10 protein-coding genes and 2 pseudogenes are annotated in these 10,969 nt (G+C 46.2%); 11 read left to right on the plus strand and 1 reads right to left on the minus strand.

Translation table 11 applies throughout. The features are described from left to right. Positions 1-90: 90 nt before the first annotated feature. The 5 genes and pseudogenes from V3851_RS21005 to V3851_RS21020 all read left to right on the plus strand — a co-directional run. Positions 91-1,464: pseudogene (locus V3851_RS21005) on the plus strand (spore germination protein); the annotation flags it as partial. A 23-nt stretch (positions 1,465-1,487) separates the two neighbouring features. Then, positions 1,488-2,693, plus strand: a complete 1,206-nt coding sequence (locus V3851_RS21010; protein WP_128630818.1) for a Ger(x)C family spore germination protein — start codon at positions 1,488-1,490, stop codon at positions 2,691-2,693. Between the two features lie 254 nt (positions 2,694-2,947). Then, a complete protein-coding gene (locus tag V3851_RS21015) occupies positions 2,948-3,367 on the plus strand; it encodes a GerAB/ArcD/ProY family transporter (protein ID WP_128630817.1) in 420 nt (139 codons plus the stop codon). Next, a complete protein-coding gene (locus V3851_RS27020) occupies positions 3,345-3,818 on the plus strand; it encodes a GerAB/ArcD/ProY family transporter (protein WP_128630816.1) in 474 nt (157 codons plus the stop codon). The genes V3851_RS21015 and V3851_RS27020 overlap by 23 nt, the downstream gene beginning before the upstream one ends. A 281-nt stretch (positions 3,819-4,099) precedes the next feature. Further along, a pseudogene (locus V3851_RS21020) lies at positions 4,100-6,429 on the plus strand (xanthine dehydrogenase family protein molybdopterin-binding subunit). 761 nt (positions 6,430-7,190) lie between these two features. Here V3851_RS21020 and V3851_RS27025 read toward each other — a convergent pair. Beyond that, on the minus strand, positions 7,191-7,577 hold the full coding sequence (locus tag V3851_RS27025) for an aminoglycoside phosphotransferase family protein (protein ID WP_128630815.1): 387 nt from the start codon (positions 7,575-7,577) through the stop codon (positions 7,191-7,193). A gap of 44 nt (positions 7,578-7,621) precedes the next feature. On the opposite strand from V3851_RS27025, the gene V3851_RS21025 reads away from it, so the two are divergent. From V3851_RS21025 to V3851_RS21050, 6 genes are all read left to right on the plus strand, one after another. Then, entirely contained in the window at positions 7,622-8,068 is a 447-nt protein-coding gene (locus V3851_RS21025; protein ID WP_178075800.1) for a hypothetical protein, read from the plus strand. A gap of 122 nt (positions 8,069-8,190) precedes the next feature. Continuing rightward, positions 8,191-8,724 (plus strand): hypothetical protein, encoded by a 534-nt coding sequence (locus tag V3851_RS21030; RefSeq protein WP_128630814.1) that lies wholly within the window; start codon positions 8,191-8,193, stop codon positions 8,722-8,724. Next, positions 8,721-8,885 carry a hypothetical protein gene (locus tag V3851_RS21035; protein WP_178075799.1) on the plus strand — a complete coding sequence of 55 codons (165 nt, stop codon included), beginning with the start codon at positions 8,721-8,723 and terminating at the stop codon, positions 8,883-8,885. The genes V3851_RS21030 and V3851_RS21035 overlap by 4 nt, the downstream gene beginning before the upstream one ends. Positions 8,886-9,491: 606 nt before the next feature. Beyond that, on the plus strand, positions 9,492-9,767 hold the full coding sequence (locus tag V3851_RS21040) for a hypothetical protein (protein WP_128630813.1): 276 nt from the start codon (positions 9,492-9,494) through the stop codon (positions 9,765-9,767). 150 nt (positions 9,768-9,917) lie between these two features. Continuing rightward, a complete protein-coding gene (locus V3851_RS21045) occupies positions 9,918-10,553 on the plus strand; it encodes a hypothetical protein (RefSeq protein WP_128630812.1) in 636 nt (211 codons plus the stop codon). A gap of 30 nt (positions 10,554-10,583) precedes the next feature. Next, on the plus strand, positions 10,584-10,940 hold the full coding sequence (locus tag V3851_RS21050) for a hypothetical protein (protein WP_128630811.1): 357 nt from the start codon (positions 10,584-10,586) through the stop codon (positions 10,938-10,940). Positions 10,941-10,969 lie beyond the last annotated feature (29 nt).

Here is a 10,969-nt window from a genome sequence, read left to right on the forward strand (position 1 = left end):
TCATGGGAGGGAGTGAGACAGTATATGTCGTGACGGAACGGATGTTGGGGCTAGGAATGCCACTGTTGCCGGGGGCCCCTTTGGGAGTGGGTATGCCTGCTTGTCGGGTTAGCGGATTCGAAATCGATCAATAATTTCATCATGGAAACGCTAATGCTGGACTTTCAATGGGAAGAATCAGATTCACAAGGGAAAAACATACTATTCTTTCTGAAAAGCAGAGCGCTTACCGTAGGAGAGGTTAAGGATGTTAGTGACTTTGATGCTTTCTTTGACGCCCTATTATACGGTGATGCGATTCTCCTGTTGGATGGATATACACTGGGCTTGGTTATCTCAATGAAGGGCTGGGAACATCGCGGTGTGACAGAAGCCAGTACAGAAACAGTCATCCGCGGATCCAAGGAGAGCTTTAATGAGAACCTCCGAACGAGTACAGCTATGATTCGGCGGAGAATCAAAGATCCGCGTCTATGGGTGGAGAGTAGGCAACTCGGTAAAGTGACGAAAACAAATATAGCCCTGATGTACATCAAGGGCATTGTCAATGACAAGGTCGTGGAGGAGGTGCGCGAACGTTTGGATCGTATCGATATTGATGGCATCCTCGAAGGTGGCTATATTGAACAAATGATCCAGGATGAGACGTTCACTCCATTCCCGACGATTTACAATACCGAACGCCCCGATGTCGTCGCTGCTGATTTGCTGGAGGGAAGGGTCGCTATTTTGATTGACGGAACCCCGTTTGTTCTGATCGTTCCCGTCGTATTCACGCAGTTTTTCCAAGCTGCAGAGGATTACTATCAACGTTGGGACCTTGCTAGTCTTTTGCGTATTCTGCGATTCCTCTGTTTTTTTATTGCTCTCTTGAGCCCTTCTCTTTATATCGCAATCACGACTTTCCATCAGGAAATGATCCCTTCCGATTTGTTGACAAATTTGATGGCGCAGCGGGAGGGGGTCCCGTTTCCGGCAGTGGTGATGGAAGTGACCTTCGAAATTTTGCGAGAAGCCGGCATTCGGATGCCGAAAGCCGTTGGACAAGCGGTATCCATTGTAGGGACTTTGGTCGTCGGAACGGCTGCGGTGGACCCGGGGATGGTGTCTGCCGCGATGGTCATTGTCGTCTCGATTACGGCAATCTCAAACTTCGTGTTTCCTTCTGTCAATATGGCCATTCCCGTACGCATACTACGTTTTCCGTTTATGATATTAGCAGCTTCTTTTGGATTGCTCGGAATCATAGCGGGCTTCATCGCCTTATTACTGCATTTATGCAGTTTACGCTCATTCGGGATTCCCTATATGAGTCCATTCGCTCCGCTCATTCCCAGTGATTTGAAGGATACCTTAATTCGGGTCCCCATGTGGGCCATGTTTACTCGTCCACGTTTAATGAATCAGAAAAATATCGTCCGGGAACGAACGCCAGAACCAGAACCACCAAAGTCTAAAGAATAACGCTTCTGAATGGGGTGTTTTTTATGAAGAAAGGTTTGACCTTGATGATGATGATGATTTGCCTTTCTTTATTCCTATCCGGCTGTTGGAGTCGCCGGGAGTTAAACGAACTTGCTGTAGCTTCGGCAATCGGTATTGATAAGGTGGGAAATCGGTATCAGGTGAGCGTTCAAATTGTGGTCCCAAACGAAGTCGCTTCGAAAAAAGGGGGAGGATATGAAACGCCAGTGGCCGTCTACACAACGACGGCAAAGACGATGGCCGAGGCCATCCGAAAAATGACGACGATTTCGCCCCGAAAGGTCTACCTTGCCCAGCTCCGCGTGATTGTCATTGGTGAAGAACTGGCAAGGGAGGGAATTAGCTCTGCACTTGACTTTTTGATAAGGGACCATGAGGTTCGTGAGGAAGATCTTTTCACCCTTGTTGGCAAAGAAGGCAGCGCGGGAGACATTGTCAAAGTGTTGACGCACATGGATAAAATCCCCGCTGACCGAATTCGCGGGGGCCTGAGAACACTGGATAAATATTGGGCACCCACGTCCGTCATCAAATTGGACGAGATTTCGTATGACCTTCTAACCCACGAGAGGCAGCTGGCGGTTACCGGGACTGATATCAAAGGGGGGAAGACCGGGGATGAGGGGACGAAGAAAAACGTCGAGTCTGTGGAATCTCCAGCGATTTTGCAATTTGCGGAGACAGCCGTCTTCCGGGATGACAAACTGATCGGTTGGTTAAACGAAAAGGAGAGCAAAGGGTATAACTACATTACGGATCGGGTTGAAAAAACAGCGGGGCATTTTGCCTGCCCGGGCGGGGGGACCCTAGCGGTAGACGTCATCCGCACAAAAACAAAAATCATCGGGCATTTCAGGAACGGGAAACCTTCTATCGAAGTGGACTTACGGATGGAAGAAAACGTAGCCGATGTCGAATGTACCCTCGACCTTACCGATCCGAAAACGGTCGATACATTACAGGAAAAAGGGGAGGCGGAATTGCAGGATATTATAAAAACAGCACTTGATAAAGCACAACATGAATTTAAGAGTGACATTTTTGGATTCGGTGAAGCTCTTCATCGATCTGATCCGGTAGCATGGCGAAAAATCAGGAAGAACTGGGATGAAGTCTATCCAGACATTCCTGTGAAAGTGGAAACTAAAGTTTTTATCCGAAACATGGGCACGATAGGAAATTCGATCCCCGAGGGACAGGAGGGATAGCCGCATATGGTTTCGATTCTTGGAATTATTGCGGTTGCCACCGCGATTTCCTTGTTTTTGAGGTTCCTTCTCTTAGGCGAAAAGGGTATCGCAAGGAATGTTGGGTGTTCTTCACTGTACTCCTGATGGGTATGGTTTTGGACATTGCCTGGGTATTACATGCCAGGATGCCGTCTCCTCTGGTGTTACTGGAAATTGTGTACAAACCAATAAACGACTTTCTGATGAGGTTTTTAAAGTAAAGGGGGATTTAAATGTCTGAAACCGCCAAAATTAGCACGCGCCAATTGGCCATATTGGCGACATTCTCCACCGTGGGGGATTCTATTTTGGTCTTGCCAGCGATTGTCGCTGGTGAAGCCAAGAAGGATGCATGGATTTCTACCATTTTGGGTTTAATGGTTGGCTTGCTGGTCATCCTTTTGTTCGTTTACGTAGGAAAGTTCAACCCCAAATTGGGCTTGGTTGAATTAAACGAGCGTATTCTTGGAAGATGGGTGGGGACGGTTATTTCTTCACTGTTTTTAGGATACGCTTTACTTTCGATGGGGGCACACCTAAGGGAGCTGGGGGATTTCACCGTAACCCAGGTCATGCCAGATACCCCCATTGAAGCGGTTGTCATTCATTTTAATCCTTCTCCTAGCAATTATGGGGGCAAGGCTGGGTCTTGAAACCTTCACCCGTGTTGCGGAGATCTTGTTTCCCTGGTTCATGTTGCTATTCGTCGTTTTTGTTGTATCACTTATCACGGCGACCGATATGCACAAAATACTGCCGGTGTTCGATCAGGGGCTTAAGCCTGTCTTCCGGGGGGCGATCCCCGCCGCCGCCTTTCCTTTTATGGAATTGGTCTTGTTTATGATGTTATTTCCAAGCATGAACAGAGCAGAGGAGATGAGGCGGGGGATGCTGCTTGGGGCGACATTAGGGGGGATCATTTTAATCATTACGACCGTCTTGACCATACTAGTCGTCGGTGCTGTACCATCCGCACGATATGCATACCCGGGGTACGCTTTGGCAAGGAGAATAAATATAGGGGATTTTTTTCAGAGGGTTGAAGCCATCTTGGCCCTTATGTGGACCATTACGTTTTATTTTAAGATCATGGTGTATTTCTAGCCTTTAATCGGGGACTAGCTCAGATGCTAAGAATTAAAGATTTTCGCATGTTGTTGTTGCCATTAGGTATGATCCTTATTGTGCTCCCCCTTGTGATCGCTCCAAACATCGCCTACTACAACAATCACATAGTTAACTATTGGCCGTATTTGGATGTAACGTTCAGCGTGTTACTGCCTTTATTGCTGCTTGTCGGATATGCCATCCGGAAAAGAGTGTAATCCGGGAAGTCTGATTTTGAAAAAGTCATATTTTATATGATGATCTTGAGGAGGGTGAGTATGGAAAGCCTTACATCTGTAGGACAAAGTGTGCCAAGAGTGGACACGGAGGATAAGGTTGCGGGTAGGGCAAAGTTTACCCATGATCAAACAAGGCCGGGGATGTTACATGCAAAGCTCCATACGAGTCGCCAAGCACATGCCAAAATCAAATGTATCGATACATCCGATGCCTTGCGTTCGTCGGGGGTGCAGGCGGTACTTACCAGTGATGCGTTTCCACATCCTGTGGGTCCGCTTTTGGCAGATCGACCTCCGCTCGCTATTGGTAAAGTGAGGTATTACGGTGAACCAATCGCTATAGTCGTTGCCAACACGGAACACGAGGCAAAGAAAGCAGCAGAGCTCATCCATGTGGAGTATGAAGCACTCCCCGTCGTCAATTCGCCGAGTAAAGCTTTACAAAGCCATGCGCCTTTGGTGCACGAGGGGAAGAGTCAGCCCCAAATTACAGGGGTCTACCCGGTCTTTGGCACCAATATTGCGAATCACACGAAAATCCGTAAAGGGAACATGGAAACCGGATGGTCCGAAAGCGATGTTATGATCGAAACGGATGTTTCGTTTGGGCCATCTGATCACGCTGCTTTGGAGACCCGTTGTGTGAGGGTAGAAATTATGGCAGATGGGCGCGTTATTGTACATTCTGCAAGCCAGGGGCCCTATGTCATCCGAAAAATGCTGAGTCAATTTTTCCATATTGATATCGGCAAAATTACGGTGCATACGCCGCTAGTCGGTGGAGCCTTTGGGGGAAAAGGTGCTGTGCAGCTTGAGTTCCTAGCATATTTAGCTTCTAAAGCCGTTGGCGGACAAATGGTGCAAATAGCAAACAGCCGGGAGGAAGACTTAATCACTTCTCCTGTTCATATCGGACTTGAGGCTAGGGTAAAGCTCGTCGCGACAAAACAGGGGCGGTTGAACGCGGCACAGTATCGTTTTCTGTTTGATGGGGGGGCTTACTCGGATGAGGGAGTCGGTGTGAGTAAGGCGGCTGCGGCCGATTGTACTGGCCCGTACCGTATTGACCATGTTTGGTGTGATTCATATTGTGTTTACACCAATCACCCCTATGCTACATCGTTCCGGGGATTTGGCCACCCGGAACTTACCTTCGCCATGGAAAGAGCGATGGATATCCTAGCTAAGAAACTGAATATGGACCCCTTGGAACTGAGATTGAAGAATGCGATCAGTCCCGGGGATACAACGCCAACCCAGGTTCTTTTAAATGCAAGTAATGTGGGTGATTTGCCGGCCAGTATTGCACGATTGAAATCGTTGATCGAATGGGACGGGGGGCAACGGGTTGAACATAAAGATGGGAAGATAATAGCCAGGGGGATCAGCTGCATTTGGAAAACGTCAAGCACGCCTCCAAACGCGGGTTCCGGAGCTATCCTTACGTTTAACCAGGACGGCAGTATAAATGTAAATACTGCCGCTCTAGAACTCGGGCAAGGCGTCAAGACCGTTCTCGCGCAAATCGTGGCGGAAAAGATGAAACTAGAAATAAATAAAATCCATGTCACGATTGACGTTAATACCCAATACGATCCTCATCAATGGAAAACAGTTGCGAGTACCGGGACCTATTTTGCAGGCCGGGCGGTTCTCGCTGCCGCGGATGATGCGATTTCACAACTTCGCAGAATCGCCGCTATCGTCCTCAAATGTTCCGAGGATGATTTAGAAGTTGCGGGTGGTAAAGTATGTCTAAAAGACAGCCCCGATCTCTGGGTCGATATAAAGGACATTGCGCTGGGTTATAAATACCCGAATGGCAATTCGATTGAAGGTGAAGTTATCGGGCGTGGCTCGTATATTGTCAAACATTTAACGCCGCTTAATCCCGAAACCGGATTTGGTAAACCAGGTCCCCAATGGGCGGTTGGTGCCCAAGCCGTGGAGGTCGAGTATGATCCTCGGGATCACACCTATCGGATTATGAAGGCGGCTACTGTACTCGATGCGGGCAAGTGATTAACCCCCAAGCAGCTATCGGACAAATGAGGGGTGGAATGTATATGGGGTTAAGTTTCGCCTGCAGCGAAACCCTCTCGTTTAGCGAAGATGGGATGGTACTGAACCCACAACTGCGCACCTATAAAATGTTGAGATTCGGCGAACAGCCCCAATATAAAGTCGATTTTGTGGAAACTCCTTTTAAGGAAGGACCTTACGGGGCAAGGGGGATTGGAGAATACGGGGTCATCGGGATGCCAGCGGCGCTTGCGAATAGTCTTTCTGTGGCTGCCCAAACGGAATTAACTCATCTACCGCTGCTCCCGGAATTGATTTGGGAAAGCCTGAAGGGGGAACATCCATGATTCCGTTCGATTTCGAATATTACAATCCGACTTCTGTTAACGAGGCCCTTCAGACATTCTTGGATCTCCAAGCAAATAACAAGCGAACGCTATATTTCGCAGGTGGCACGGAATTCATCAGCAGGCAAGGTTAGGACAAATTGCCGCCGATGCCGTAATTGACCTAAAAGGGATCCCCGAATGCAATGAACTGGAAACTCGACCGATGAATTTATTGTGCAATTCCTGGTCGCTGAACATGATGCTGGACTTCCGTTCATCAGCTTGAAAAAGACAAGATTTTCGAAAGTTGACTACCCCCTGGTCTCTCTCGCGGCCATCCACAAAGAAAATCAAATTCGAATCGCACTTAGCGGTGTGTGTGGATATCCCTTTCGTTCGAAGCCAATGGAGGAAGGGTTGATCGATTCGGCGCTATCGATTAAAACAAGGGTTGAACATGCGCTTCGTTATTTGCCCGGCCCGATTGTGAGTGATTTCCATGGATCAAGCAAATATAGGATGTTCGTTAGACATATGTACAAAATCCTAATTTTGTGAATATAAACTTGGAGATTTAGATGTTAGATAGCGGTCATAAGACATAGATGAGTATATAATTCGATCTATGATTATGTAATCCAGTGATTATCCCTCTTTCGTTCTTCAAATCAAAGTGCTGGGAAGCTTTGTCATCCTAATCGGTCTATTTCTTACCTTTTTTAGGGAATGGAGATATTCGATCCTATTTACTTATCTAACACATTTCTTTCAGACCTCTTTCATTGAAAGTCTCCAACGTAAGTGTAGTACAGTAGGAGATTCTCACTCGTGGTCGTTATGAGATACGACAGACATTCATCAGCATTTTCCACCCAGTTATTAGGCAGTGTCGCGGCAATATTCACATCCTCGAATCGCTCACGGTATCGCTCGATTGCCGCAAAATGCTCCCTCATGGATGGGTACCGACTACCGGTTGGTGCAGGAAGATGAAGGTGGGGAAATACTTCGCAAAAGAGACCCGTCGCACGCGCATCATCCTCAATTGATGACAACGGTGTGCCAGGGTCGGCACCTTCTAACAGGGCCACGCCCCATTCATCGTCTGCATCTAGGACATGAATCGCCCCCCGGCCCTCATAACCACAAGGAAGCAGTTGCCGCATACGCGGAGGCTATTCGCCTTAACTTTCCAGAACGTCCTTTGTTTGTGATTACTGGGGACCGCGTATCGGTTCAAAAGCGGAAAGCGATCGTGAAAGAGCTCCAGAAGCATCCGGACGCCATTCTCTTGTCCACGCAGCAGAGTCTGAGCAGTAGCATGAATATAGGGTTCATCGACAAAGTCATTATCGCTGAGCTCAGTTGGAACGATGCCTCGATGTCCCAGTATTACTTCCGCTTTATTCGCTTTAACAGCGAAAATGACAAGGAAGTTCATTTCGTCACCTATGAATCGAGCATCGAGAGCAATCTCCTAGGCCTCATCCTTGCCAAAGAGCGTCTGAATCTGTTTATGAAGAATCAGGAGCTTGATGATGAAGAACTGTACGACAAATATGGCGTGCATTTTAATCTCCTCGACCAGCTCATGGTTAAAGAGAGAGATAAGGACGGCAATGTTTCGATCCGCTGGGGAAAGCAAATGATCGTCTAATGGCTGTATTCGCGAATTTATCTGTACTTTTCTCAACTTGTGTTGAGTTGGGGATGGTGCGTTTTTATTGTTGAACAATGGACGTCACAGGTATGGTATAATTAGATGTGAGGTTGATATCAATGAGTAGACATGAAATCGAGATTGAAATTGACGAATTAACCCCTTGTTTAATCCATCGGGAATCTGGGGAATATTATAAGACAGTCGTCGAACCATTAAGCAAGTCGGATTTACCGATGCTAACAAAAAGGCATGGTTGGGGTAACTTCGATTGGAGCATAGAACATGCTGCCCCCAATCGTCATGTCTACAAACTTAGGGTTGAAGGATCAGACGTAATCCAAGGACTGATAAGTTTTGAAATCACCCAAGGGTATGTCGATGTCTTTCTAGTGGAAAGCGCCCCGTGGAATATTGGGGCTGTCACAAAAGAGTTTGTTGGTGTAGGCGCTCATTTATTCGCGATCGCTTGCAAGCATAGTTTTGAGCTGGGATTTGATGGTGTCATTGCATTCACGTCAAAAACCAACTTGATAAGCCATTACGAAGACACTTTAGGCGCCATTAGAATCGGCGGTCATTTAATGACTATTGAGACAAGTGCAGCATATAAACTTGTTGAGCGTTATTTTGGAAAGGGTGAAGCCAAATGAGCAAAGAGATTATGGATGCTTTTGAGAAAATGGCTGATTTGGGGAATGGTGTTCTTGCAATCCCTCCTCATAACGAGAAAGAACGTAAAGAACGTGATCGTCTTATGCAGGAGTATTTGCGTAACCGCACTACTGAAAAAAAGGAGTCACTTCATAAGTAGACTTAACACCGGTCAAATTCAACCGATTATTGGGAAACCGAAAAACGTGAAAAAGCGAGCCCCCGTTGTCTTGGGGGCTCGCTTATTTTGTTATTTTGATGGATCCGGCTTAATACGCTGTGAACATTGACCATTTCGAGAACGACGGTAGATGGCATGATATAGCGGCAATAGGCTTTTCAATCAGGAATCGGTTTATAGCTCTTCGCTTCCGTTTGATATGTACTGGGGAGACCCTTGGGAGAGACTGATTAAAAAGAGCATTTCACAGAAATGCTCTTTTCTGGTTTCTCGAGATTGCCAACCGTGTTTCTTGAGCTAAAACAACTACTGATATACAGGGGATGTCCGTAATGGGTTTGTTTCTCGAAAATGAAAGTGTTGGCTAAAATTAAAATACAGAGAACTCTTTTGGAAGATGTGTGAATGAGGGGGTTAAGGAGGTGTTCGATCGGGGCTAATAGCGTTGCTCTGATTTAATGAACGTTCGAGAGAGACAGGACTTCTATATACCTAAAAAAATCGTAGTTCCTATGCTAGCAGGGTATTCATCCCAAATTACTGGTGAAAGGTATCCTGCAATAACTCTAAAGGTAGGCGAAACCATTGAGATTTACTTTTCTAAAAACCGCGATTTTAGCAGTAGCCATATTAGCCATCACAGGAGTTCAAAATGTATTGGCGGATGGCTGGAATCTATCAATGTCAATTACAGATAAGCAAGCGGAGACACTTGCAGGATCCTTTCATAGTCATGTAAAACCTGGAACCGCGCAAACGTATACCGTTACTGTAAAGAATTCTGATCCCCCAAAAAGCATCAACCTTTTATCTGTACCCTACGGATGTGATCCCCGCATTAAATGGGGGCATTGGTTTTAAATACTACGGGGAAGTGGGTTGATGTCCAGCCTTAAAAAGTAACCCTTAAGCCCAACGAATCTAGAAATATCACCTTCCAAGTAAAAATACCGGAGAACGTAAAATACGGACAATATATTTCCTACTTCGCTTTGCAGGAGTTCAAAGGCGATGCAATTGTTCAGGATGTCGGAAATTCGTCTCTATCGACGGATATCACTACTAAAATCGGGATCCAGATTATTTCAGACTACAAATCTGTTTTTAGCTAAAAGTGTCTTATCTTTTTCCAGACTTGATCATCAGTATTTAGCCAATGGTTTACTAAGACTGTCTGGCTTTGTGAAAAATGATGATGGAACAATTCTTGCTAGGCCTGACGTTAATATCGAGGTATTCGATCAGGATAAAAACGAACGAGTTTTTGGCAGCTCGATGAAAATGGGTTCTGTCTATGGCTCAACCGAAGCAGAAGGAGAATTCTTGATAACAGATAAGTTTTTGCCCGCAGGTAATTATAAAGTGCTCCTTAAAGGGCAGTGGAACGACCGGGTCTTCTCCAAGACACTCTACTTTAACTTGGATAAGTCGGATGTCAATAAGGCACAGCAGTCACTGCCCGATCAAAGCATGGTTACCGTCGTCAATCAAAACAGTACTTGGCCGATCTTTGTGATTTATATTTTGGCTATAGTCATTATTTTTCTTCTGATCCTAATTGTCTTCAAGCGGCGATCTAAAAAGAAAGACACTGAAAGGGGTGGTCGTCATGTGAAAAAGAATAGTGGAAAGATGACATTAAATTAAAAGCGTAAATAAAAGGGAGGATTTCGAATTATGAAGAAAATGAGTTCGCTTCTGTGCGGTGTAGCATTATTGTTTTCAGTCCCTTTGGCAGCGTCTGCAGGTCCGGTGGATGTTCAGACTCCAGAAAGCCAGTTTAGCTTGGTCGGAGGTGAGTTGAAGTTTAATGCCCGGTCGTATTTGATACAAAGCAAATCAACAGCAAGGATTGGAAAGGAAGCACGGTGTCAACAGATATCGGAGTTACGGATGACTCTGGCCGAGCTGCTGGTTGGACACTTACAGTATCAGGTGGGGATTTTGAAAGTCCTGAGCTACCTGATCCAACATCCGGTGGAAAAGGGACGTATGTGTTATCCTATCCGGTATCCAGTGTTGAAGTTCGGATAGGAAACGTGTACGTGAACAGTGGACAAGAC

The sequence above is a fragment of the Paenibacillus haidiansis genome, assembly GCF_036553665.1.
Classification (GTDB): domain Bacteria; phylum Bacillota; class Bacilli; order Paenibacillales; family Paenibacillaceae; genus Fontibacillus; species Fontibacillus haidiansis.